General features: G+C 36.8%; 22 protein-coding genes and 1 pseudogene. 18 read left to right on the top strand and 5 right to left on the bottom strand.

All coding sequences use genetic code 11. The annotated features are described in order from the left end of the window. Positions 1 to 36: 36 nt before the first annotated feature. From Q1B07_RS09680 to Q1B07_RS09660, 5 genes are all read left to right on the top strand, one after another. Positions 37 to 936, top strand: coding sequence for an AraC family transcriptional regulator (locus Q1B07_RS09680; RefSeq protein ID WP_299088716.1), 900 nt, complete (start codon positions 37 to 39; stop codon positions 934 to 936). Positions 937 to 1093: 157 nt separating this feature from the next. Beyond that, on the top strand, positions 1094 to 2014 hold the full coding sequence (locus tag Q1B07_RS09675; RefSeq protein ID WP_299088714.1) for a carbohydrate ABC transporter permease: 921 nt from the start codon (positions 1094 to 1096) through the stop codon (positions 2012 to 2014). A 22-nt stretch (positions 2015 to 2036) separates the two neighbouring features. Continuing rightward, positions 2037 to 2891, top strand: coding sequence for a carbohydrate ABC transporter permease (locus Q1B07_RS09670; RefSeq protein WP_299088712.1), 855 nt, complete (start codon positions 2037 to 2039; stop codon positions 2889 to 2891). A gap of 50 nt (positions 2892 to 2941) precedes the next feature. Then, on the top strand, positions 2942 to 4309 hold the full coding sequence (locus Q1B07_RS09665; protein WP_299088711.1) for a sugar ABC transporter substrate-binding protein: 1368 nt from the start codon (positions 2942 to 2944) through the stop codon (positions 4307 to 4309). Between the two features lie 111 nt (positions 4310 to 4420). Further along, positions 4421 to 5572, top strand: a complete 1152-nt coding sequence (locus tag Q1B07_RS09660; RefSeq protein ID WP_299088710.1) for a DUF2264 domain-containing protein — start codon at positions 4421 to 4423, stop codon at positions 5570 to 5572. A gap of 184 nt (positions 5573 to 5756) precedes the next feature. Here the strand turns inward: Q1B07_RS09660 and Q1B07_RS09655 are convergent, their stop codons facing one another. Beyond that, entirely contained in the window at positions 5757 to 6626 is an 870-nt protein-coding gene (locus Q1B07_RS09655; RefSeq protein WP_299088709.1) for an AraC family transcriptional regulator, read from the bottom strand. 263 nt (positions 6627 to 6889) lie between these two features. On the opposite strand from Q1B07_RS09655, the gene Q1B07_RS09650 reads away from it, so the two are divergent. Further along, positions 6890 to 7969, top strand: coding sequence for a glycoside hydrolase family 172 protein (locus Q1B07_RS09650; RefSeq protein WP_299088708.1), 1080 nt, complete (start codon positions 6890 to 6892; stop codon positions 7967 to 7969). A gap of 90 nt (positions 7970 to 8059) precedes the next feature. On the opposite strand, the gene Q1B07_RS09645 is transcribed toward Q1B07_RS09650, so the two are convergent. Further along, entirely contained in the window at positions 8060 to 8203 is a 144-nt protein-coding gene (locus tag Q1B07_RS09645; protein ID WP_299088706.1) for a hypothetical protein, read from the bottom strand. 180 nt (positions 8204 to 8383) lie between these two features. On the opposite strand from Q1B07_RS09645, the gene Q1B07_RS09640 reads away from it, so the two are divergent. The 8 genes and pseudogenes from Q1B07_RS09640 (at position 8384) to Q1B07_RS09605 (ending at position 16743) form a co-directional block, all read left to right on the top strand. Beyond that, entirely contained in the window at positions 8384 to 9358 is a 975-nt protein-coding gene (locus Q1B07_RS09640) for a MoxR family ATPase (RefSeq protein WP_299088705.1), read from the top strand. Next, positions 9355 to 10503 carry a DUF58 domain-containing protein gene (locus Q1B07_RS09635; protein WP_299088704.1) on the top strand — a complete coding sequence of 383 codons (1149 nt, stop codon included), beginning with the start codon at positions 9355 to 9357 and terminating at the stop codon, positions 10501 to 10503. The genes Q1B07_RS09640 and Q1B07_RS09635 overlap by 4 nt, the downstream gene beginning before the upstream one ends. Then, complete coding sequence (locus tag Q1B07_RS09630; RefSeq protein ID WP_299088703.1) at positions 10487 to 11794, top strand: DUF4129 domain-containing protein; 1308 nt, start codon at positions 10487 to 10489, stop codon at positions 11792 to 11794. The genes Q1B07_RS09635 and Q1B07_RS09630 overlap by 17 nt, the downstream gene beginning before the upstream one ends. Positions 11795 to 12072: 278 nt before the next feature. Further along, complete coding sequence (locus Q1B07_RS09625; protein WP_299088702.1) at positions 12073 to 12927, top strand: diaminopimelate epimerase; 855 nt, start codon at positions 12073 to 12075, stop codon at positions 12925 to 12927. 5 nt (positions 12928 to 12932) lie between these two features. After that, entirely contained in the window at positions 12933 to 13952 is a 1020-nt protein-coding gene (locus tag Q1B07_RS09620) for an ABC transporter permease subunit (RefSeq protein WP_299088700.1), read from the top strand. Next, entirely contained in the window at positions 13952 to 14773 is an 822-nt protein-coding gene (locus tag Q1B07_RS09615) for an ABC transporter ATP-binding protein (RefSeq protein WP_299088828.1), read from the top strand. Before Q1B07_RS09620 ends, Q1B07_RS09615 begins: the two co-directional genes overlap by 1 nt. Further along, positions 14760 to 15505, top strand: a pseudogene (locus tag Q1B07_RS09610) (ABC transporter ATP-binding protein). The gene Q1B07_RS09615 and the pseudogene Q1B07_RS09610 overlap by 14 nt, the downstream one beginning before the upstream one ends. Positions 15506 to 15555: 50 nt before the next feature. Further along, positions 15556 to 16743, top strand: coding sequence for an MFS transporter (locus Q1B07_RS09605; RefSeq protein ID WP_299088698.1), 1188 nt, complete (start codon positions 15556 to 15558; stop codon positions 16741 to 16743). 130 nt (positions 16744 to 16873) lie between these two features. Here the strand turns inward: Q1B07_RS09605 and Q1B07_RS09600 are convergent, their stop codons facing one another. Then, positions 16874 to 17419 carry a DUF420 domain-containing protein gene (locus Q1B07_RS09600; RefSeq protein WP_299088696.1) on the bottom strand — a complete coding sequence of 182 codons (546 nt, stop codon included), beginning with the start codon at positions 17417 to 17419 and terminating at the stop codon, positions 16874 to 16876. Positions 17420 to 17734: 315 nt separating this feature from the next. Here Q1B07_RS09600 and Q1B07_RS09595 point away from each other — a divergent pair, with 315 nt between their 5' ends. From Q1B07_RS09595 to xerS, 3 genes are all read left to right on the top strand, one after another. Then, positions 17735 to 18226 carry a hypothetical protein gene (locus Q1B07_RS09595; RefSeq protein ID WP_299088693.1) on the top strand — a complete coding sequence of 164 codons (492 nt, stop codon included), beginning with the start codon at positions 17735 to 17737 and terminating at the stop codon, positions 18224 to 18226. A 300-nt stretch (positions 18227 to 18526) separates the two neighbouring features. Next, a complete protein-coding gene (locus Q1B07_RS09590) occupies positions 18527 to 19255 on the top strand; it encodes a 5-formyltetrahydrofolate cyclo-ligase (protein WP_299088690.1) in 729 nt (242 codons plus the stop codon). 312 nt (positions 19256 to 19567) lie between these two features. Beyond that, positions 19568 to 20653 carry a tyrosine recombinase XerS gene (gene xerS / locus Q1B07_RS09585; RefSeq protein WP_299088826.1) on the top strand — a complete coding sequence of 362 codons (1086 nt, stop codon included), beginning with the start codon at positions 19568 to 19570 and terminating at the stop codon, positions 20651 to 20653. 354 nt (positions 20654 to 21007) lie between these two features. Here xerS and Q1B07_RS09580 read toward each other — a convergent pair whose 3' ends face one another. Continuing rightward, positions 21008 to 21925 (bottom strand): AraC family transcriptional regulator, encoded by a 918-nt coding sequence (locus Q1B07_RS09580; RefSeq protein WP_299088688.1) that lies wholly within the window; start codon positions 21923 to 21925, stop codon positions 21008 to 21010. A gap of 120 nt (positions 21926 to 22045) precedes the next feature. Here Q1B07_RS09580 and Q1B07_RS09575 point away from each other — a divergent pair, with 120 nt between their 5' ends. Beyond that, entirely contained in the window at positions 22046 to 22822 is a 777-nt protein-coding gene (locus Q1B07_RS09575) for a phytanoyl-CoA dioxygenase family protein (protein WP_299088686.1), read from the top strand. 53 nt (positions 22823 to 22875) lie between these two features. Here Q1B07_RS09575 and Q1B07_RS09570 read toward each other — a convergent pair whose 3' ends face one another. Further along, a complete protein-coding gene (locus Q1B07_RS09570) occupies positions 22876 to 24417 on the bottom strand; it encodes a cation acetate symporter (RefSeq protein WP_299088684.1) in 1542 nt (513 codons plus the stop codon). Positions 24418 to 24442 lie beyond the last annotated feature (25 nt).

Here is a 24442-nt window from a genome sequence, read left to right as displayed (position 1 = left end):
GATCGTTTCAAAGATAAGTTTCGAGGAGGGTGAGTTATGAATGACGGGAATATACGTGCTAGTTACCGAATTAAAAACGAAGTTTCCTCAAAAGACGAATTTACCTACCATTCACATGAACGCTATGAAATCTACTATTTCCATAGCGGAAACTGCAAGTATCTAATCGGTGATCACATTCATTATTTGCAAGAAAACGACATTATCATCATGAATGGGTTAACCTTACATCGGGCAAACCCTGAGCTTGGAAAGCTATATGAACGAAGTGTGATTGAATTTTCAGCAGAATGGGTTCGACCGATTTTATGCAGCCTAAAAGTTCCAGAGTTATTAAATCCTTTTCAAATGCTAAGCAACAGTTTGTTTAGAGGGGGTGAGAAAGCAAGGCTTGTTGAAATAGAAGATTTAATGAAAAGGATTGCCGCATTAAATGCATCCTATAAAAATACCAATTCTTCCAATTTTGAGATTCGCCTCTTAGAGGGAGAGGTTTCAGCACTGCTCGTTCAGCTTTTATTTAAAATCTATGAACTAAGTAAACTAAGACTAGTAAAAATACCCACTGTAAAATCGGAGAAAGCAAGTCATGCTAACCGGATTGCAAAATGGATTGAACAACATCTTGAAAGCAATATTACGTTAGATCACATTGCTGATAATTTGAATATTAGCAAATATTATATGTCAAGGATTTTTAAGGATGTAACAGGATATACGATTATGCAATATCTCATGTGCTGCAGAATCAATCGGGCAAAATATTTATTAGAAATGCATCCCGAGAAATCCATTTTAGAGGTTGCGTTAGAATCAGGCTTTGAAAATTTATCCCATTTTAGTCGATTCTTTCGAAAACAAGTCAAAATTACACCAAGTGAGTATCGAAATTTGAAAGCAATTGATTTCCAATCACGCCAAATTGAATCTCGCTAATTTGCGATTTAACATGAGGGAAAAGAGAGTAGTATGTAAACGTATCATTACATATTTACAGGCACTTACAACTGTAAGCGTTATCATTATCATTGAATGTAAGTAGGAGGAAGATGACATCAATACAAATTTTGCTTTTAATGGAAAGGAGAATAAGATGGCCAAAAGCAATCCTGAATTAACGACAGAGATCGAGATAAACTTAGTAAAACAAAAAAGCTTGAATAATAGTTTTAAGTGGTATCTCTTTTTGCTTCCTAGCTTCTTAGGCATTTTATTGTTTATGATGTATCCGGTATTTGAATCGCTCCGACTAAGTTTTTATCAATCAAATGGTACAATTGAAAACTTTATTGGACTGGCAAACTTTCAATCTGTCTTAACGTCAGGTCCTTTTTGGAATTCTGTTTGGAATACTTTCTATATCGGTATCTTTCAAATCATTATTACAATCCCTTTAGGTTTTATCTTTGCCACACTTATTAATTCAACATCAAAAGGACAGAATTTCTTCAAGGTTATCTACTTCTTGCCAAATATCACATCTATTGTTGCAGCAGCCATGATCTTTGCATTTGTTCTTCACCCTGAAATGGGGATTGTCAACTATGTACTTGGATCGATTGGTTTACCTACTCCAGGCTGGCTATCTGACCCATCCACTTCGAAATGGGGTGTCATTTTACTCGCTGTTTGGCATTGGATCGGGTTTGTCATCATTATTTGTATCGCAAACCTGCAATCCATATCTCCTGAAATGTACGAAGCAGCTAGAATTGATGGAGCCTCCAATTTTCAACAATGGTTATTTATCACGATTCCAAATATGACAGGCACTTTTGCCTTTCTTCTTATAACCGGCTGGATTGGTGCTCTTCAGCGTTTTAATGAAGTATATGTTTTAGGCGGACCAAATGGCAGTCCAGCAAGATCGATTCAAACAATGGGGGCTTTTATTTACGAACGAGGCTTCACAGGATTTGAATTCGGGATTGCATCAGCCGCCACCTATATCATGTTCATTATCATCCTAATCTTCACGTTTATTAATTTGAAAATCTCAAATATGAAACTATAAAGCAAGAGAGGAGGAGGTTATTGTGAACGATAAGATTTCTTATCAGAAAATGGAACAAATAACGACGGCGGTAAAATTTATTTTCCTGCTCATTTGCGGCTGTTTGCTTATGGCCCCATTTATTTGGATGGTAAGTGTCGGCTTCGATCGAACAGCAAATGTGACGATGCCGTTTCCGCCAAAGCTAATACCTGAAAATCCATCCCCGTTTAACTACGGAATTGTTTTTGAAAATGGACGGTTAATCCAGTCCTATATCAACTCTGGATTTATCACGGTTATCTCCGTCTTCCTTTCTGTTTCATCTGCACTGTTAGCGGGGTACGCGTTTTCAAAAGGGAAATTTAAAGGGAAAAGGATTTTGTTTCTGATCGTGCTTTGCACACTGATGATCCCTATGGAACCTCGTCTGATTCCGTTATATAAGTTATTTAATTCTGTCAATCTATTGAATACGTATTGGCCGCTGATTTTACCGTCCATCATTAGCGGAATGTTAATTTTTCTCTGCAAGCAGTTTTTCGATCAACTCCCAGACACATTGCGAGAAGCTGCACAAATTGATGGAGCAGGAGAATTTAAAACTTTTTTCCAAATCTACCTTCCGCTTGCCGGGCCTATTGCCGCAACGATGGTCATTTTATCCTTCATATGGAGCTGGAATGATTTTATGTGGCCGCTTGTTGTGTTGAGTGACCAGGATCTTCATACCGTTCCACTTTATCTTGCTAGCTTCTCTTTAGAGAATGGAACAAGCCTGGGGGGATTAACAATGGCTTTGGCAACCGTCAGCATTTTGCCAATCATCATCGTGTATCTCTTTTTACAACGATACATTATTCAAAGTATTGCGTTAAGCGGGGTAAAGGGGGAATAAATGAGCAGTTGGTTTTTTGCTAGGTGAATGATAAACAAGGGGGAATAAGGATGAAAAGCTTGTTACAAAAAGGAACTTTATTTTTAGTAATAACATTGCTGGTGATTGTAGCTGCGCTTACTGGTTGCAGTCCTAAGGCAGGAACGACAGAAAATGCTGGTGGCGGTGACGGGGAATGGGCCGGCCAAAAGATAAAGGTCCAGTTAATTGGAGATTTTACAATGGAAACATCGACAGACCCGATCACAGGTGATTCTGTCAAAGGGGTAGAGGTTTTAAAAGAAGAGTTTGAGAAGCAGCACCCAGGAGCAACGGTTGAATTTATCATTATGCCGTGGGAAGGTTACACGGAAAAAACGCAAGCAATGATCACTTCTAATGAAGCCGATGTTTATCAAATGCCTGGTGTCGCTGACTTTGCACCACAAGGCGTCTTAGAACCGTTACAACCGTTTATCGATAATGATAGCGAATTTAGTTTGGACATTTTCATTGATAATCAAGTTGAAGGATGGAAGGTTTTAGGTCCGGATGATGATGAATTACAAATTTATGGCTTGCCGTTTTTAGGAGATGCCAGATTTATTTCATATGATAAGAAATTATTTGATGACTGGGGTGTAGAGTATTTATCAGATCATCCAACGATGCAAGAAATTGCTGAAAAGGCAAAGAAAATGACGGGCAAAAATCCGGTAACAGGTGAACAAAACTACGGGATTTGGTTCCGTGGAGACTGGTCTTCAGCCTTTACCCTTGTTAATCTTGCAGAGGGGCAAAACGGTTCCTGGGGAGAAGGGTTTGCCTGGGATGAAGTGAAGTTTAACTTCAATTCTCCAGAAATGCTGAATGGATTAAAATGGTTAGCTGACATGCAACAATATGCACCAAAGGGTTTAGTTAGTAACCAGGGACAGGAAAAGTGGCTGACAAAAGATAATAATATCGCCATTATGTTAAACCAAGGACCAGGAGATATAGTTAAGCAAACATATGCCCAAGGCTTGGAAGATCGGATTGCCATTGCTCAAGAGTTTAAAAATGAACAGGGACAGGGTGGTTTATTTGCAGGAAGCCCGCTGGCCATTGCGAAAAGCAGCAAAAACAAAGAATTAGCATGGGAATGGATTAAATTTGCCACGAGCGAATTCACACAAAAATATCTTTTTGAAGAAGTGGGTGCTATTCCGGCCATTAAAACGGCAACCGAGTGGGATAGTGTTAAGGAAAAACCTTTGATGCTGCAGGTATTTGAGGCAATGAGCACACCGATGACTCCAAGATATCCTTGGGCATCCTCACAACCGCGCTTTATCTTAACATCTGAAATAGAAGCAACTTTAACTGGTAAAAGAACACCTGAAGAAGCTTTGGAAAAGGCACAGAAAGAAAGCACTGATTGGGTAAAGAACAGGTAATCGCTTTTAAGAAGGGGGAGCTATCTTCCTTCTTCTTATTTTTTATCTATCTTTTAGTATATGAAGCTATATATAATGTTCTATAAGTAACGATGAAAGCAGGTGGGTTTTATGAGAGAAGAGGTCGCAAACGGCCGATCGTATTGGATCAACATGATGCTTCAGTTGGCAACACCTGTTCTTGAAGCATTAGAAAAAAGACAGTTAAAGGCCTCCATGCCTCTAGAAATGAAAAAAGGAACAAATCGGGAAAAATTCACTCACTTAGAGGCATTAGCAAGATTGTTAGCTGGGATGGCACCATGGTTAGAAAATGAGGCAGAAGGAGAAGAAGCAACGCTTTCCTCTTATCGAAGATTAGCGAGAAAGGCAATTGATGCGGGGACTGACCCTCTGTCGCCAGACTACATGAATTTTAGCGATGATTTTCAGCCAATCGTGGATACTGCCTTTTTAGCTCAAGCAATACTCAGGGCGCCAAACCAGCTTTGGGAGAAATTAGACATGAGGGTGCAGCAAAATGTCATTGCTGCTTTGAAGGCCACGCGAACAAGGAAACCATTTTTCTCAAATTGGCTTTTATTTTCGGCAATGATTGAAGCAGCTTTATTCAAACTAGGGGAAAAGGATTGGGATCCGGTACGAATCGATTTTGCCATTAAACAATTAGACCAATGGTATTTAGGCGATGGCGTTTATAGTGATGGTCCTGATTTTCATTATGATTCCTACAATAGCTTCGTCATCCATCCGATGCTGGTGGATTTAATCGAAGCTGTCGGGGGTGAATATCCAGATTGGCAAAAGAGAAGGAGCACCATCATCAAACGGTCTCAACGATATGCTGTGATTCAGGAACGCCTTATTTCTCCAGAAGGGACATTTCCTCCAGTTGGACGTTCGCTCGCTTATCGATGTGGTGCTTTTCAATGTCTTGCTCACCATGCGCTGAGAAATGATCTGCCGGAAGAACTCACTCCAGCACAGGTACGATCATGCCTTACTGCTGTAATGAGAAGAACATTAAACGCACCAAATACCTTTACGAAAGATGGCTGGCTTACTGTCGGCTTTGCCGGACATCAACCAGGGGTAGGCGAACCATACATATCTACGGGAAGCACCTATCTATGTTCTGTCATTTTTCTTCCCTTAGGACTTTCACCCTCACATCAATTTTGGAGTGATCCAGAAACGGAATGGACTCAGAAGAAAGCTTGGTCTGGAAAGGATTTTCCTATCGATCATGCTCTTCATGATTAAATTAGTCCAATTTAAGGGGAGTAATAGCATGTAAAAGGACTTTTCATTTATTCGAATTAGCTCAATTGCCCAGAGAGTTACTTTTATTAGATTTTAAGTAATTTGTTTGCCAATGCTTATTATAAACATACAGCATGATGAACATAAGGAGGATTTGACATCTCTCTATTATTAATCGAAGAATTTAAAAGCCTTTATTTCGATAAAATGTTGGCGGCACACCTTCTATGTTTTTAAATGAGCGACTAAATGAGTGGACAGAATGAAAACCAAATCTTGCAGCAATTTCTGTTATTGATAGATTAGAATACTGAATTAATTCCTTAGCTTTTTCAATTCTTATCTCCAAATGATACTTAATTGGGGTTACTTTGTAAGCTTGTTTAAATAATCTCAGTAAGTGATACTTACTTAAATTTGACATTTCACCAAGTTCCTGTAATGAAACCTCTCGATTAACGTGATGGGATAAATAAGCTTTAACGTTTTGTAAGTGATCCCAATATTTTTGGAGCTGTTCGTTTTTTTGCCAATGAGATTCTCGGGTTAAATGACTCCATAATTGCGAAAAAAGCCCTTGAATGTTTAATTCATAAAAAGGTAATTTTTGAGTGAATTCATTTATTATTTCATACAATATATTTTCGATGATGATTGGATTCCTTAATCTTATCACGGATGGGATTTGTACAGGCCATTGACGAGTGATGTCTTCGCGAAACCACTTCATTTCTTCAGTAGGCATATCATTTAATTTTTTGAATGAAACCTTTACATCCTTGCTATCTTCTTGATAATAAAAGTCAAAATGAATATGAGGTTGATGAATAGGACTATTTTTAATTGTTTTCAACATATGATTTTGTTTTGGTCTTAAAAAAATGATATCCCCTGGTATACAATGGTATGTTTCTTCACCAATCTTCGCTAGTAATTCCCCTTCTTTTAAATATATAATTTCGTGATCAAAAATGGATCGATTAAAATAAAAATTCGATTCAATTTTACTATCCATAGCAACGCGAATAAACGGAGTGAAATTTTTTAAATCCATTTCGATATAGTCCTCTCCAGCAAACTCAATAAATGTTAAACAATAGAAATAATGATTGCTTTTATACTTTCCATCTTAGCGAAAAAACAATAATTGATAAAGCAAGAATTTAATCATTTACGTCAAGCTTTTTTCTATCCTTCAGAATCACGTATAAAAGCAATTATTGTTAAAAGATTGCAAATACAGGCTAAAGACGACAAGATGAAAGCACTTTTATAATAATAAAGTACAAGTAACGGTTTTATTAGGGAGGGAATAGGATGGAAACATTTAATGGTTTAGGTATGGGGTTACATAACATCTCTTTACTTTCATCAGCAAAAAGTCGTTCAATAAGTGCTGAAAATTTCACAGGGGAGAAAGGCAAGGGCGGATTAGCCACAGAGGGTACTGGCAAAGAGTGTGCAAGAGATTTGGGGGTCGGTTGGAAAGTCTCACCGTCTATTGCTATTAAAGCACAAAGTCAATTTACAATAGCAGATATTCAGGATTCTGGCGCCATTCAACATATGTGGATGACTTGCCCAAAAGAACATTTTCGGTCATTAATCCTAAAAATCTATTGGGATGGGGAGAAAAACCCATCTGTTAATGTTCCAATTGGGGATTTTTTCTGTAATGGATGGGGAGAAAGAGTTAATGTAAATTCATTACCAATTGTTGTGAATCCTGCTGGTGGATATAACAGCTATTGGGAAATGCCATTTAGAAAATCGGCAAAAATCATCATTGAAAATATTGGGGATGATGATGCGATTTTGTATTATCAAATTAATTTTACACTAACCGAAGTTCCAGATCATGCAGCATACTTCCATGCGCAATGGCGAAGAGCCAATCCATTAAAATATAAAGAAGTGTATACAATCCTTGATGGTGTTAAAGGCCAAGGTCACTATGTGGGCACCTATTTAGCGTGGCAAGTAAACAGCAATGGATGGTGGGGCGAAGGGGAAATAAAGTTTTATCTTGATGGAGATGAACATCCTTCCATTGTCGGTACCGGGACAGAAGATTATTTTGGAGGAGCCTGGAATTTTGAACATCCAAAAGGACAGTACGGCGTTTATTCTACTCCTTTTTTAGGCTTTCCTCAGGTATCTAAACCAGATGGATTATACCAATCACAGCAGAGGTTTGGCATGTATAGATGGCATATCATGGATCCCATCCGCTTTGAAGAAGATTTAAAAGTGACCATTCAGGCACTGGGTTGGAGGTCTAAGGGCAGATATTTGCCGCTCCAAGATGATATTGCATCCGTTAGTTATTGGTACCAAGCTGAACCTCATGCCAAAATGCCAGAATTACCTGGGAAGGACGAGCTGGAAGTGATATAAAAGGCAAGTGACATATTCTTTTTAAGTAAATAAGGATAAAAAGACTGAACGCAAATGATCCGATAGGGTTCAGTCTTTTTATACAATAACTTAAGTATTTTTTCGATTCGGAATTCTGTTGTTTTGACTGCCATTACCTCGGGTAAATTCCTTTGTTTCCACTTCTTGTCCTTTTTCAATTGCTCTTTTTTCAGCTTTAGAGCGAATTTGACGGCCATCACTTTGGTTGCCCATTTTCATCATTCTCCTTTTTTCATGATCATAAATAGCTTTGGTTATTTTTTAAAAAATATGAAAAGAATATTTCCTTTACCGTATGAATTATAAAGAGGAAAAAAGAAGATGATGTCTAAATCATAATGTAACCGTTTTATTTTAACTCGTAATAGAAATGTAAATAAAGGAGCAAACGTCATGAATTTAAGCACTATACAAGAAGTAGCTGCAAAGGTAAAGAAAAATATTCAAAAAGTTGTCATCGGAAAAGAGGAACAAATCGATCAGCTTCTCGTAGCATTTATCTCATCTGGACATGTCCTTTTAGAGGATGTTCCTGGAACAGGAAAAACCCTCTTAGCAAAAGCAATGGCTAAATCTCTGGCATGCTCATTTAAACGAATTCAATTTACCCCGGATTTATTACCTTCCGATGTAACTGGTATCCATTTTTACAATCAGAAGCAGGGAGAATTTGAATTTCGGCCAGGACCTATTTTTTCGAATATTGTTCTGGCAGATGAAATCAATCGGGCAACTCCTAGAACGCAATCAAGTTTACTTGAGTGTATGGAGGAAAGACAGACGACCATTGACGGTGAGACACATCTACTAGATCGTCCATTTATGGTCATCGCGACCCAAAACCCTGTAGAAAACCAAGGAACCTTCCCGTTACCCGAGGCTCAGCTCGACCGTTTTTTACTAAAAATAAATGTAGGTTATCCGTCAAAAGAAGAAGGCATCGATATTTTAATGCGGTTTAAGGATCATAGTCCGCTGGAGGAAATTACAGCTGTTGTAAGCAGGGAGGAGATAATTGCTACTCAAAATCTTTATTCCAGCATTTTTGTAAGCGGTGACATACTTGATTACATTATGACGATTGTAGAAAAAACAAGAACACATCCTTCCATTGCATTAGGGATTAGTCCGCGCGGGAGTCAAGCGTTGTTAAAAGCGGTTCAAGTATACGCTATTCTGAAAGGAAGAGATTATGTAAGTCCTGATGATGTCAAGGCAATGGTTAAGCCTGTTTTAGGACACCGTCTTATTATTCATTCAATGATGAAAGCAAAAAATGAAAGGGTTGATACGATAATAGATGAACTATTGAATGCAATTCCAGTTCCTACAGAGAAAGAGCTGATGAAGGGGCTTCAACAGAGATGAATATTACTTGGTTTCTTATTATCACTCTTCTTATTAGCGGCTTCCAAAGCTATATTTTCACCAAATTTGGGCTATTACGATTAAAGTATTCACGTGTTTTTAGTAAAGAGGCAGTGTTTGCAGGCGAAGAAATTGAAATGGTTGATGAGCTGGTAAATAATAAACTGCTTCCAATTCCTTGGTTACGATTAGAATCAAACATTGATCGACATTTACGGTTTGCAGGCAAACATAATCAAATGACCGATTTTCAATGGGAAGAACTGCATCGGACGTTATTCAGCCTATTGCCCTATCAAAAAATAACAAGAAGGCATAAGGTTTGCTGTACGAAACGTGGTTATTACGAGCTTAAAACAGTTTCTTTGACACTTGGAGATGTACTTGGTATTACGGAAAGCTTTAAGCAATTTGATGCTAAAGCCGTTGTTACAGTATATCCTGAACTTACAGCAATGGAGGATATTCCTTTGCCATCCCATAGCTGGCTCGGAATTATAATGGTACGAAGATGGATCATTGATGACCCCTTTGTCATCGCTGGGGCACGAGAGTATTCCTATGGGGACCCGCTAAATTCTGTCAATTGGAAAGCAACAGCTCGTACAGACAAATTACAGGTTAGCAAGAGAGATTATACAGCAGATCATCACCTGATGATTTATATAAATTTTGATGAGACAGAGGATATTTGGATGCCGATACAAAACAAAGCTCTATTTGAAAAAGGAATTTCTTATGCTGCTTCCATTGCTCAATATTCAATTTCAAAAGGAATAAGCACAGGATTTGGCTGTAACGCCTATCTAATTGAGCCTTTCGGACAATCAACTGATCCTAATGTGAAATTACCAGTTCGAATTGAACCAGCAAGTGGGAAGCAGCAGCTGACCTACCTTTTTGATACAATGGCCAAGTTAAGCATGGACAGGAGCATGAGCTTTAATCGATTTCTAATGGAAGACATTGAGCAGCGAAACAATACAGATATCCTTATCATCACGTCAACCCTAACAGAAAATGTCACTGAAAAAATCCGGCTTTTAGAAACACAGGGGAATAAAATTGAATTTCTAATGCTAATAGATGATTCGATCAATATCGATGACAGAGAAGGGGAAGTAAAAAATGAACAGATTTCTTGAAAGATTTGGATACAGCATGATCGAACTGACCCTCATCTTTCCGATTGTTTTTTTCATTGCCATATCCTTTGCTCCTAACCCTTATCTTTGGATCGCTAGTCTGCCCTTTCTCTTTATCTTAGGGTATTTTATTCGGATGATTGCTGGTACTCAAAAGAGAATGGTTTATCTGGCAGCTGCAACCATCATAAATGCAGGAGTGACGATGTTTTTTCATGATTCTCTATTAACATACTTGCTCATTTTTGCTGCTAACAGTGTGATGTTTTACCGAAGCATTCTTTATGCAGAGCGGGAAATCGAGGATTTAATCAGGTTTTCATCATTATGGATATTTGGGTTTCCGATTTACTTTATTGCTTTTTTCGTCTTTCGATTCGTTGATTGGCTAAATCCTTATCTTGAAATTATCACCTGGAGCTGCATCCTTTTAGTCACCATCACTTTATTCCTTTCTAATCATCATATGTTAAAAACATCAACCCTATCAAAACAAAAAAAGCCGTTTGTAACTGGTTCCATTAAAGGCAAAAATCGTGTCTATATTTTGGTTATTTTATGTATTATTGCAGTCATAACCAATTTGGAAACGATAAAACATTTCCTTAAAAAGCTTGCTTCAACCGTCATTTCTATGATTATATCTGTCTTATCTCTGTTTGAAAATGAAGAGCCTGTTGAAAGTACACCGCCACCTAATGAAGCTGCTTTTCCGGTCATAGAGGAAGGCGAGCCTTCTGCATTTGCTGTCATTATGGAAAGGCTGATGTATGTTGTCTTTTATGGGATTGCGCTAGTTATCATTGCTTTTTTTATCATTTATGCCGGAAAGAAGTTTGGTCGCCTGTTTAATCTTCTTCTCAAATGGCTGATTGAATGCTTGAATCAGATTTTCAAGATACTAGATAGTGAACAGGATGAAGAAATCCAGTATATTGATGAGAAGGAAAGTTTAATCGATTTTAAAAAATGGCGAAAAGGAAAAGAAAATCAGGCAAGAGAATTTTTTTCTCAGTTGTTTAGCCGAAAACAAAAATGGGATGAATTATCTGACAAAGAAAAGGTACGTTTTGCATATCGTCATGTCGTATTAGATGAGGTTATGCAAGGATTAAACTTTAAAGTTTCGCAAACCCCGTCTGAAACAATCAATGAAATTAACAAAGGCGCCAAACAGCAAAAGGATTTGCACATGTTATCAGAAGCGTATGATAAAGCTAGATACGGAAATACGGATATAAGTTTGCCGGAATTAGAGCAGGTAAAACAGCTTGTTGATCGTTACGAGTAATCCAATTCGTTATAGAAAGTGGACAAGGAGTTTTAATATCGTACATCAAGGACCAGAGAGACAGTGTTTTCCTTACTGTTAATCTGGTCTTTTTGTGTAAGTATTTTTTTTGAGAAAATAAATTATTGTTACTGACCCACACCATTTGTGTACCACACACGTTCCCATAATAAAAAAATCCATTATTGACATTATCTAACAACATGCTATAATTCATTTGAAAGTTATCAAATAGTAATCATTACGATTTATAAAAAATAAAGGTAGAGGTAGTTGTGATGAAACAGGAAATTGACTTTATAAAAGTAAATCCAACACAGAATATGACCATTCTTGTTAAAAGTAATTATTCAGTTGAGAAGTATAAGGACATCGCATCAAAAATGATGGCATATGACAGTGTATACGCTGAACAAGTTGGTTTTATAGCAAAACCGGCAAACAAACAAGCTGCTGCCCGCCTGCAAATGGCAGGAGATGAGTTTTGCGGTAATGCTTGTATGGCATTGGCAGCCTTGATTGCAGCTGAAAAAGGACTAAAGCAAAATGATTTGACGGAAATAGTATTAGAGGTTTCAGGAACAGATTCGTTAATTATGTGTCAAGTGAAAAAAACTTCAGATGAATATTATTGTCAGGTTACAATGCCCATTCCAAAAAAAATCGAACAGAAAACAATAAAGTATGATGGCAATGATTTGAACATCATTATCGTGAGATATCAAGAGTTTATACATATTGTGATAGAAGTAGATGAATTTAGTAAGACAGTAAGGGAAAAAGCGCAATCATTGGCAAAGTTACTCGGAGTCACTTTAGGTGCTGGCTTGATCGGCATATTATTGTATAATCCGGATTCTTATGAATTGGCTCCCCTAATTTATGTCCCATATTTAGACAGTATGATCTGGGAAAGGGGGTGTGGTTCTGGTACTGCCTCTATTGGAGCCTATCTTGCTTGGAAGAAGAAAGGGGAAATTGTTGCAAAGATTAAGCAGCCCGGAGGTACGATTAATGTTTTTGCTACTTATGATATAGAGGAAATAACAAGTCTTAGTATTGAAGGAGCTGTTGGAATTGTAGCACAAGGCAAAGCTTTTATTGATGTTAATCAAAACAATATAGTGAGGTGAAATGATTGAATGCATTAAAAACGTTTCAGGAATGTTTAAGCGAGTTTTCAGAAAAATTTGATGAATTATCAGGACGATACGATCATACAATCAATCATTGTTCAGAGTTAGAGATTTTAATAGATGACTATTCAAAATTTATTACAAACGAGAATAATAGAGAAGCGTGGGAACAACTTGAACAGCAAGAATCCAGTGGATTCATTCAGCTTGTAGCGGATTTAAGAAAAAAATCGTCACTTTGTGTGGCTATTATGGAGAAATATCGTGCTTTAAAGCTGCTGAATGGATATGCAGACATGACTGATTACTTCAAAAATATCGAATCATGTATTGAAAAAGAATTCGGCAGTTTTCAAATTACTTCTGAATCAAAAGTATTATTAGTAGGCTCAGGTTCATTCCCGATGACATTATTGTTAATTGCTAAGCGAACAGGAGCAGAGGTTGTCGGGATTGATATTGATGATGAGGCCATTCAACTTGGATTAAACGTAGTAGAGAAATTAGGAAAGGGATTAAATATAAGATTAGCAAAAGAATTAGTGGAAAATCTGGATTTTACAAAAGATGTTACACATATCATTTTTAGTTCTACTGTTGAACAAAAATATGACATATTGGATCAATTACATACAATGACGAATGAACATGTCGTTGTTGCGATGAGATATGGGAATCTTATTCCTGTTACATTTTCGGATATCGCTGTTATTTCAAGCAGCTCTATTGGATCAATGATCCTGCAAATTTCAGGGTTTTCCTTTTTGGGTTTAGGAATCCAAGCCCCAAATGCTGAATGGGGGATGATGTTAAATGAAGCGAGAGAAGTTATGTTTACGAGACCAGAGCTAATGGCTGCACCTGGTTTAGCCATTGTTTTGATCGTATCTGCTTTTCATTTTTTATCGGATGCACTTCAAGTTGCTTTAGATCCTAAACTTGTAACCTCAAAATCGGAACTCGAGGAAAAACTGGAAACCTCTAAGATTAAGTTTCAAGAAAAAGAGGCGGCAAATAAATGATGAATATATTAGAAGTTAAAAATTTGAACATACGGGATGTTAAATCCGGTAATGAGATTATCTATAATAGTTCATTCAAACTAAAGCAAGGAAGCTGTCTGGCCATTGTAGGTGAAAGCGGAAGCGGGAAGTCTGTGACTTGCAAGTCTATTATGAGATTGAATACATCCTCGCTTCGCCAATCAGGAGACATTCTATTTAATGGAGAAAATTTAAACCATCTATCCGAAAAAGAGATGAGAAGGAAAAGGGGAAGAAACCTTTATATGATTATGCAAAATGGGATGAGTGCTTTTGATCCTTCTTGTGTAATTGGTATTCATGTAAAGGAAACACTTTCTCAACATTTCGGCTGGAACCATAACGTAATCGATGGAAAAATAAAAAATGCCATGGAAAGCGTCATGCTGAAAAATCCATCAGAAATTTTGAATAAGTATCCATACCAGCTATCGGGTGGGATGCTCCAGCGAATGATGATTGCATTGGGATTCGTATTAGAGCCCGACATAATGATCGCCGATGAACCGACAACATCGTTAGATACAATCTCACAATTTGAGGTTGTTGAACAATTTATTAAAGTAAGAGAAAGAATGGACTGCTCGATGATCTTTGTTTCTCACGATTTAGGCGTTGTAAAAAAGATCGCTGATTATGTTTTGGTCATGAAGGATGGAAAGATTATTGAAAGAGGAAATACCCAATCTATTTTTTCAGACGCACAACATGAATATACAAAATACTTAATATCCACTAAAGAAGAGCTGAGTAATCATTTTAAAAAAATGATGGGGAGGAGTTATCTTGCTGAAAATTGATTCAGTAGAGAAATGCTATAAAAAAGGTGGTTTGTTTTCTAAAGAACGACAGCAGGTTTTGAAGAATGTTAGTTTTGAATGCAAGAACGGTGAATGCCTTGGGATTATCGGAGAAAGTGGAAGTGGAAAATCCACATTAGGACGTTTGATAGTAGGAATTGAAAAGCCGGATCATGGCACGGTTTTATTCGTGGGAAAGAATGTAAGGGATAAAAGAGTAAGATTAGGTGCCATTAGTGCTGTTTTCCAGGACTATAAATCGTCCATAAATCCTTTTTTTACAGTTGAAGAAGCCATTTTGGAGCCATTAATCGTTCAAAAAAAGACGCAAAAAGAAAAGCAAAACAAGATTGAACTTCTATTAAATCAAGTTGGTTTAGATCCTTCCTATAAAAAAAGTATCCCCATGAGTTATCAGGAGGAGAGGTTCAGAGGGTGTGTATTGCAAGGGCCATATCCACAGAACCTAAATGTATTTTATTAGATGAAGCAATCAGTTCTCTAGATGTATCTGTTCAAATACAAGTACTTAATTTATTAAAAGAATTAAAAAAAGTCTACAATATCAGTTACATTTTTATTACTCATGATATTCAAGCTGCGGCTTATATTTGCGACAGAGTCATTATCTTTAGAAATGGTCAAATTGAAGAGAACGTCAACATTGAACAATTAAAGGACGTTCAGTCAGAATATGCAAGAAAACTATTAAAGATGATAATTAACATTTGAATCAAATACATAAACTCGCAGAAGTTATTATAGATTAGGAGGGGAAAAGATTGAGAGGAGCGATGTCTTGGCCGTTTTTACGTTTGTATCTGTTGGTACTCCTTTATTTTAGTGCCAATGCTATATTAAACGTTATTATTCCTTTACAAGGGGAAATATTAGGAGCCAGCAATACAACAATTGGCTTGATTATGGGGGCATATTTGTTTACAACAATGTTCTTTCGGCCATGGGCGGGTCATATTATTCAGAAGCATGGACCGATAAAAGTGTTACGCGTTATTCTTATTATCAATGGCTTTGCTTTAATCCTTTATACGATTACCGGTTTAGGAGGCTATCTAGTTGCACGTATGCTGCAGGGGGTGTCGACAGCCTTTTTTTCTATGTCATTACAGATAGGCATTATTGACGCATTGCCGGAGAAGGATCGTTCTCAAGGAATTTCCCTTTATTCTTTATTCTCTTATGTTCCTGGTATCATTGGCCCCTTATTGGCATTAGGCATTTGGCGGGCAGGGGATATGAATACTTTTACAGTGGTGATGATTGCTATTGCCGCCTTTACAGGGGTAATTGGCTATAGTGCCAAAATAAATAAAGGGAAGATTCAGCCTGCTTCAACTCAAACTGAACAGGAAGTAAATATGTTTCAATCGTTTGGTCAGCTAGTCAAAAATCCGTTTTTGTTTAAATGCAGTGTATTGATGTTAGTGGCATCCCTTGTATTTGGAGCAATTACAACCTTTATACCACTGTACGCAATGCAAATAAAAAATGCTAATGCCGCTATTTATCTCATGCTCCAGGCCGGTACCGTTGTTTTTGCTCGTTTTGCTTTAAGAAAAAAAATCCCTTCAGACGGTATATGGCATTCATCATTTATGATGGGAACGATGCTTCTTTTAGCCGTATCTGCACAATGTGTAAGCTTTTCTATAAATGGTGGAGCTATCTTTTTCTATATCGGTGCCATTCTAATGGGACTGGCTCAGGCATTCCTCTATCCAACATTAACAACCTATTTAAGCTTTGTCCTGCCTCAGATGAATCGCAATGTATTACTTGGTTTATTTATTGCAATGGCAGATTTAGGTGTTTCATTAGGTGGTGTCATCATGGGGCCGATAGCTGATCTTTACTCATACTCAATAATATATATGATTTGTGCAATTCTAGGAGTAACGATGTTCTTTTTTGCTTATGATCGCAGAAAGATATTTGTCGGAGTAAAATGAAAAGAGATTAGTTCTGAATTAAATCAAAAAGTATTTTAATAATGCAATTTTGTAGAATGAAGAAAGACCAGAGAGAGAGAGCTTATTCCATAAGCACTGACTTTCTGGTCTTTTCTCTGTAGATAGCCTATTAATAATACGGCGAAATCATAAAATAGACCAAAACACCGGTGAAGCTAACATAAAGCCAAATCGGCATTGTCCAGCGAGCAATTTTCCGATGCTTTTCTACTTGCATATTTAAACCTCTGCCTAGCGTAATAAGAGCTAAAGGCACAATTGCTGCTGCAAGGAAAATGTGAGTGATTAACACAAAATAGTAGATATTCTTTAATAATCCCTCGCCACCGTAGCTTGTAGATTCAGCCATTGAATGGTAGGTCAGATAACTGATACAGAACAGGAATGTTGTCGTAAATGCTGCAATAATAAAACGACGGTGCAATTTAATGTTTTTTTGCTTGATTGTAACTAAAGCGAGAACGAGAAAAACGAAGGTAAAGGTGTTAAAAATCGCATTCATCAACGGCAGTACAGTTAAATCAATTCCAAATATTTTTCCGGTACTGCTTTTAGGCAGGAAATAAGTCCCGACGATCACACCTACAATGACAATTGACAGAATCCAAATTAAAGAATTGTAATTTCGCTGGTTTACTGAATGATTATTGCTCATATTTTTTCTCCTAGATGTTAGTGGTTTCCTTAAGAATAAAAAAAGAATCAGTAAAGAGCAATATATTTATACCTGTGGAACGTATTTGTCATCATTTCGACATAAACATTTAAAAAATTGTTTAAAAAAAGTATAGGTAAAACAGAGATAATGATGGCTATTTCTCTTTTTGAAAAAGATAAAAAGTAGATTTAACATATCTATATTCTCTTTTATGTTAAAATAAGGGCAAAAATTATTGAAAAGAATATTTTTAATTTAATTGCTGATCAAAAAAATACATATTGAATTAAACTGCTTACGGGGGAACGATTGATGGTAGTTGTAAAGTCAGTCCATATTGATGGGGAAAGGATTCATGTATTTAATAGTGCCATTTATATCTTAGAATCGAGTTTGGGATTCACGTTAGAATTGGATCTCATCGTTAGTGAGGTTGTTGTAAAAAAATACAAAAAGGAAGATAACCTCATTATTGAAATAGAGCTCGAAGACGGCAGGATCATCCATTCCATAATGCATGTAAAAAGTCTGCCAGGCGGTTTGCCACAGCTTAATTTATTCTGTGAATTGGATGACCTTAAAGAGTATGCAGATTTTAAAATCGTTAACGAAAACGATGCATGGTTTCCAAATCTAGAAGAAGGAATCACCTTAGACGAAATAAGAAAAGTGGAAATGCCTATAGAACCAGTAAATTTAAAATTAAACTTGCCAATCGACCAGGTGGAATGGTTAAAAAAGCAAAAGAAGAAAGATTTGAATGAAATCTTCAAGGACCTAATCTATGAATATAGGAATAAATAGGATAAATCATAGAAATAAGTTTGAGGCAGAATGAAATCCTGTCTCTTCCTCCAAGACATAAATCCAAACATGAAAACGCTTATATATATTAAACGTTATAACGGGCGACATATATGCTGATTTAACATACAATTACGAAAAAGGACTTTTTAAAAAATTATTTCTAACAAAATACATTATTTCAATTAAGCCCAATTCTCGAATTTAACAGACCTTTCTTTACATACTATACATGTAACGAAAAAAGGCATATTAAATAAAATTAAAATAAATGTAATTAAATAAAAGAGAAGGATAGTGGTGAGTAAATTGACAAAACAAACGATACGCGAAAGGACTTGGAGATTTTTGGAGGAAAATAAACTCGGTCGTTTCCCGTTTCCTTTGAAAAATCGTATTCCAAATTTTAAGGGGGCAGAAAAGGCTAGTCAATTTGTCACTTCAATGCCTGAGTATAAAAGAGCCAAGGTTATTAAGGTTAATCCTGATGCTCCCCAGCTGCCGATAAGAGCGCAAATCCTAAGAGATGGAAAAATATTGTTAGTTCCAACTCCTAGACTAAAAGCCGGATTTATCTTAGTTGAACCCGACTGGGTCCCATCAGGGGAAGAACGGAGGGCAGCTAGCCTATCACATATTAAATCCTATGGAAAGGAGATTCCTCTTTCAGAAATGCCGCAAATTGATTTATTTGTAGTTGGTTCGGTTGCCCTTAACCGGGATGGGAGACGAGTTGGCAAAGGGGAAGGGTTTGCAGATAGGGAATATGCAATTATAAGGGAACTCGGGAATCCTGATGCACCAGTTATTGGAACTATACATAGTACCCAACTGACTAATGAAGATATTCCAAAGGATCCATATGACCTTACATTAGACTGGATAGCAACGGAAACAGAACTAATCCAAACAAACACTCCTTATAAAAAACCGGAGGGAATTCAATGGGAACTAGTGACTGAAAAAGAGAAGGAAGAAATGCCCGTTTTGAAGGACATTTGGGAACTGACAAAAGGAAAAGGCAGCTAACTTAGTTAAATAGAAAATAGTTAATCTTAACAAGAGTTTGCTTCCGATGCTTGAATTGTTGATGTCATACCGTATATATCTATACTTATTGATTTGACTATAAAGTGGATAACAGAAAACATTATTGATTGGCTGATCTCTTTTACTTGTCATCTAAGTATAGAATAAAGAAGAGTTAATCAACTGCCTGATCTAGAGTTTTATTTATGACTTTAATAGTGTACATTACATTATTACGTCAAATATAAATTTGACGTAATAATAATTAGAAAATAAAATATAAATTAGAAATATTGAATTGAGGTGGTTATTATAGCAAGTGAATCTCAGCAACAACATTACAAAAAACTAAAATTATTACTTAAAGAATTGCCATGGTATGTTGAAGAATATGTCGACCATAAACGCAGAAAGCTTTCTGCAGCATCGCTACTTAATTATTGTCACGACTATAAAATTTTCTTTAATTGGATCGTTTCAGAGCAGCTCTTTACTGATGAACCTAAGAATATTCCTTTAGATCTTCTAGAGAAACTGACAGTTCAGCAAGTTGAAGGCTTTTTGTATGCACTTGAATATGAGTTAAATAATAAAGAAATCACCGTTAATCGTAAGTTATCAGCGTTAAAATCTCTTTTTAATTACTTACAAAACATTGCCGAAACAAAAGATTTAAAGCCCTATATTCAGCGAAATGTGATGGCGAAAATTGAATTCAATGAAATTAAGGAAAGCATGGAAACGATCGCTAATAAAATGGAGGGAAAAATTTTACTTGGAGATGAATACGAAAGATTTCGCCGGTTTGTTGCACATGATTACGGTGAAACCAGCCAGGATAATAAGAAACTGCAAAACTTTTATAAACTCAATCAGGAACGGGATATTGCGATTATTTCATTAATTTTAGGCTCAGGACTAAGGCTATCAGAGCTTGTAAACCTGGATTTAGATGATATTGATTTTAGCAAATATTCTGCACGAGTGATTCGAAAAGGAAATAAAGAACAATACGTATTCTTTAGCAAAATTGCTATGGATGATCTCCAAGAATACTTAAAAATCAGAGAAAAACGCTATAATGTAGATAAGAATAACAAAGCATTGTTTGTGGCAGCTCCAATGGGGCCAAAAGGAAAATCAAGACGCTTAACAGCACGCTCTATTGAGAAAATGATTGAAAAATACGCCAAAGCATTTGGAAAACCCGCATTATCTGTACATAAATTAAGACATTCGTTTGCTACAAGATATCATTCGGAAATTAATGATGTACCTAAATTAAGAAGGCAATTAGGACATTCGTCGATACAGACAACGATGATATATACGCATATTAGGAATGATGATTTAAGAAATGCCGTGTATATGATGGATATACCGAGAGACCATGATTAAATTTGGCCTCTCTTTTTTGAAATTTCACTTTCTAGTTTACATAATATATATTATCGGAAGTTAAATATTATTTATAAATTTCGTCTCAAAACCAAAGTTTACTTAAGTAATTGAGACGAAATTTATTTTTATTTAATAATCCATTTTTAAATCATTTTATTAATGCCTATATCAGATTGTTTCCTCACAACGCTAAGTTTTTCTGTTTGTTTAACATCAATTTCAAATTCATTTCAAATTAATTATTGGCCATCCTATTTTTTCCTTAAGGAATTATTTTCATTACATTATACCTCTGATTCTTACTCCCTCAAACAAACTGGGAAATAATTTCCCATCACTTAAATTTATTTGCTATTCATTAATAATTCTTTTTTCATGATTTACTTCATTTACTTCGTATTTTTTGCGATATTTAGCCGGTGAAACATTCATCATCGAAGTAAATACACGTGTAAAGGAATGTACGGATCCGAAACCAGTCATGTCAGTTATTTCTTTAATTGGAATACTTGTCGTTTCAAGCAGCCTTGCAGCTTCCTCTACCCTTTTCCTGCGAATATAATTGGAATAGCTTTCACCAAGTTCTTCAGAAAAAAGTCTTGATAAATGTCGTGTAGATATGTGCAAATTGTTAGCAACATGTTCCAGCCTCAATGGATCTGATAAATTATCACGGATGAACAGCTTCGCTTGATATAAATGGCTTAAGCGGTTTGAGAACAATCGTTCCTGATTTTCCATTCTTTGTTTTTCATCAGAAAACATCGAGCGAAAAGACAAGATAAGTGTGACTGCCATATTTGAAATAAAACTGTATTCGTTGGCACCGCCTTTTGATGTATAATCGACCAAAGCCCTCCAAATTAAAGCAGTCGGAGAATCATCAGCAGCATTTAAAAACATTTTATTTGTTATTGCAAGTTTATTAAACGTTCTAATCGCATCATCCTTTGATTCTTCATCAATGATTTCAAAGGCCACGAACAATAAAAAAAGACCTGTTTCACTTAAAATTTGATGTTGATTGTTAGGTCGGGATAAAAATACAGAACCCTTTTTTAACTGATATTGTCCATCCAGTTCATGATAAACCCCTTCCCCGCTCAGTACATAACAAACCTCAAAAAATGAATGCTTATGTAATAGGTTATTAAAATGCCTTGGGTTAACACCCCAATAATGCACCTTAAAGGAAATTCCTTCTCCAGACAGCTTTGTTGCATATTGATTAAGTATTCCTTCACTCAATCTACAAGAATGGTTGACCACACATTTCCCCCCGATGTCCTCATTAGACAAAATCATAGCCTCTCCAGATAAAGACTTGAAACTTTTAATTTTCTAAAATTATAGCAAGGTTACAGTCAATCTAAAAGGAGGAATTTTAGGATGATTACATTAAAAGATGCTGAATTTTACAAAGAGAATGGTTATTTGCTTGTTAAAGGAGTGTTTTCTAAGGATGAAGTAGAACAAATGAAAAATGCGGTTGAACAAATCATTCAATGCGCAGCAAATGCAAAGCTTGATCGAAATCACGCATGGCAAGGAGATTATATCCCGCCAAACGAGTTAAAAAGACTTGTTTTAAAAGGTTTTCATGATGTTCATTATCATGATGCCTCGTTTACTAAAGCGATTTCTCATCCTAACATGGTGGCTATTTTACAAAAGCTTATCGGCCCAAATGTTCAATTACATCACTCAAAAATGTTGGTCAAGCCACCTGAAAAGGGAGCAGCTTTTCCTATGCATCAGGATCATCCTTATTTTCCACATGACAACCATACCATGCTCGCAGCAAGTGTCCATTTGGATGATGCCGACTTGGAAAATGGCTGCCTAAGAGTGATACCAAAATCTCATAAGCAAGGTCCCATTTCCCATATTGGGCGTCACTACTTAGACCAAAAGGAATATCCGATCTCGAGCGGTACCCCATGCCCTGCTGAAGCTGGGGACGTCTTGTTTTTTAATTATTTGACAATCCATGGCTCTGACATTAACCGCAGTGAAAGGCCGCGCAGAAATGTATTATTCCAATACCGTGACCCAGCGGATCAACCGTCTGCCGATACTCACGTAAACTGGGGCCAAGGCTTAATGGTATGCGGAGAAAACCCAACGTTCCGTGAATATCAACCAGACTTTGCCTTAAAAGTTTAACAACAAGATAGGGTCAGTCCCCCAACAAAGGACTGACCCTTAAACTGCTTTTTCTACTTCATAGTGGTTGACACTCCTGTATTAGCTTTAACAAGGATTTCATCAAACTTCTTTGCATCCTCTTTTTTACTGGATAGAAGAGTTCCTAAAATCGCTCCAATAAAGCCTAAAGGAATCGAAACAATCCCAGGATTTGCTAATTTGAAAAGCGGTTCTCCAATAAGAATCGCTGCTCCTGCTTCTGGTGACAAAACACTTGGACTAACAGCAACCAGCGCAAGTGAACTAATTAATCCAACAAGCATACCTACTACAGCACCTGTTGTATTAAATCGTTTCCAAAAAATCGTTAACAAAATAATTGGCAGGTTAGCGCTCGCAGCTACCGCGAAGGCTAATGAAACAAGGAAAGCAACATTCATCTTTTGGGCAAATAAAGCAAGAATAACCGATAATACTGACACACCAACAGACGCCCATCTTGCCGCAACCACTTGTTCCTTTTCAGTAGCATTCCCGCGGCGTACAATGTGGCTATAAAAATCATGAGCAAACGCTGATGCTGCTGAAAGCACAAGACCGGCAACTACGGCCAAAATCGTCGCAAAGGCAACGGCTGAAACAAAAGCAAACAAGAAATCTCCGCCTATTGCTTCAGCAAGTAATGGGGCTGCCATATTCCCTGCAGCATTCGCTTCAATGATTTTGTCATATCCTACAAACGCTGCTGCTCCAAAGCCAAGGAAAATGGTCATCACATAAAATAAACCAATAATCCATGTTGCATACACAACAGATTTGCGAGCTGTAATCGCGTCTTTTACGGTAAAAAAGCGAATTAAAATATGCGGTAACCCAGCAGTACCTAATACAAGCGCTAAATTAAGTGAAATCGTATCTAAAGGGTCTTTAAATTTATTTCCCGGATTCAAGAAACCGTCTCCTAATGGAGTTGCAGCTTTCATTTCTGTAAACATTTTGAAAATACTAAAATCAAACTTTGCAAAAACAATGATTGAAATAATGAATGTTCCAATCATTAATAGTGCTGCCTTAACGATTTGCACCCAGCTTGTTGCAGTCATACCGCCAAATACAACATATACTGTCATCAATGTACCAACGATTAATACAGAATAAACATAATCAAGTCCAAGTAATAAATGAATGAGTCCCCCTGCACCAACCAGCTGGGCAATCATATAGAAAATCGAGATCGCGATCGTGTTTAACGCAGCTACTCCCCTCACCTGTTTCGCATTAAATCGTGCTGCAATCATATCGGCCATTGTATATTTCCCTAAATTACGAAGAGGTTCAGCAACAATATATAAAACAACGAGATAGGCAACAAGAAAACCAATGCTGTAGAAAAAGCCGTCAAAACCGGAAAGGGCTATCATGCCGGCGATTCCGAGAAATGATGCGGCTGACATATAGTCTCCTGCAATCGCCATCCCGTTTTGCCAGCCAGTCAAACTTCCATCAGCTGTATAGAAATCGCTCGTCGTTTTTGTTTTTTTGGAGGCATAATACGTTATGACAAGTGTTAAAGCCACAATACCTAAAAACAGCGAAAATGCTAGTGTATTCATGAACCTTTTCCTCCCTTGTTCTCTT

Source organism: uncultured Metabacillus sp. (assembly GCF_947503125.1).
Taxonomy (GTDB): Bacteria; Bacillota; Bacilli; order Bacillales; family Bacillaceae; genus Metabacillus.
The sequence above is the reverse complement of the archived record's forward strand: the minus strand, read 5'-3'. Positions and strand labels throughout refer to the sequence as shown.

Bases quoted from the DNA above. Each gene is read 5' to 3' on its own strand.
- Q1B07_RS09680 (WP_299088716.1), top strand. From the start codon at position 37: ATGAATGACGGGAATATACGTGCTAGTTACCGAATTAAAAACGAAGTT.
- Q1B07_RS09675 (WP_299088714.1), top strand. From the start codon at position 1,094: ATGGCCAAAAGCAATCCTGAATTAACGACAGAGATCGAGATAAACTTA.
- Q1B07_RS09665 (WP_299088711.1), top strand. From the start codon at position 2,942: ATGAAAAGCTTGTTACAAAAAGGAACTTTATTTTTAGTAATAACATTG.
- Q1B07_RS09660 (WP_299088710.1), top strand. From the start codon at position 4,421: ATGAGAGAAGAGGTCGCAAACGGCCGATCGTATTGGATCAACATGATG.
- Q1B07_RS09655 (WP_299088709.1), bottom strand. From the start codon at position 6,626: ATGGATTTAAAAAATTTCACTCCGTTTATTCGCGTTGCTATGGATAGT.
- Q1B07_RS09650 (WP_299088708.1), top strand. From the start codon at position 6,890: ATGGAAACATTTAATGGTTTAGGTATGGGGTTACATAACATCTCTTTA.
- Q1B07_RS09645 (WP_299088706.1), bottom strand. From the start codon at position 8,203: ATGGGCAACCAAAGTGATGGCCGTCAAATTCGCTCTAAAGCTGAAAAA.
- Q1B07_RS09640 (WP_299088705.1), top strand. From the start codon at position 8,384: ATGAATTTAAGCACTATACAAGAAGTAGCTGCAAAGGTAAAGAAAAAT.
- Q1B07_RS09635 (WP_299088704.1), top strand. From the start codon at position 9,355: ATGAATATTACTTGGTTTCTTATTATCACTCTTCTTATTAGCGGCTTC.
- Q1B07_RS09630 (WP_299088703.1), top strand. From the start codon at position 10,487: ATGAACAGATTTCTTGAAAGATTTGGATACAGCATGATCGAACTGACC.
- Q1B07_RS09625 (WP_299088702.1), top strand. From the start codon at position 12,073: ATGAAACAGGAAATTGACTTTATAAAAGTAAATCCAACACAGAATATG.
- Q1B07_RS09615 (WP_299088828.1), top strand. From the start codon at position 13,952: ATGAATATATTAGAAGTTAAAAATTTGAACATACGGGATGTTAAATCC.
- Q1B07_RS09600 (WP_299088696.1), bottom strand. From the start codon at position 17,419: ATGAGCAATAATCATTCAGTAAACCAGCGAAATTACAATTCTTTAATT.
- Q1B07_RS09595 (WP_299088693.1), top strand. From the start codon at position 17,735: ATGGTAGTTGTAAAGTCAGTCCATATTGATGGGGAAAGGATTCATGTA.
- Q1B07_RS09575 (WP_299088686.1), top strand. From the start codon at position 22,046: ATGATTACATTAAAAGATGCTGAATTTTACAAAGAGAATGGTTATTTG.
- Q1B07_RS09570 (WP_299088684.1), bottom strand. From the start codon at position 24,417: ATGAATACACTAGCATTTTCGCTGTTTTTAGGTATTGTGGCTTTAACA.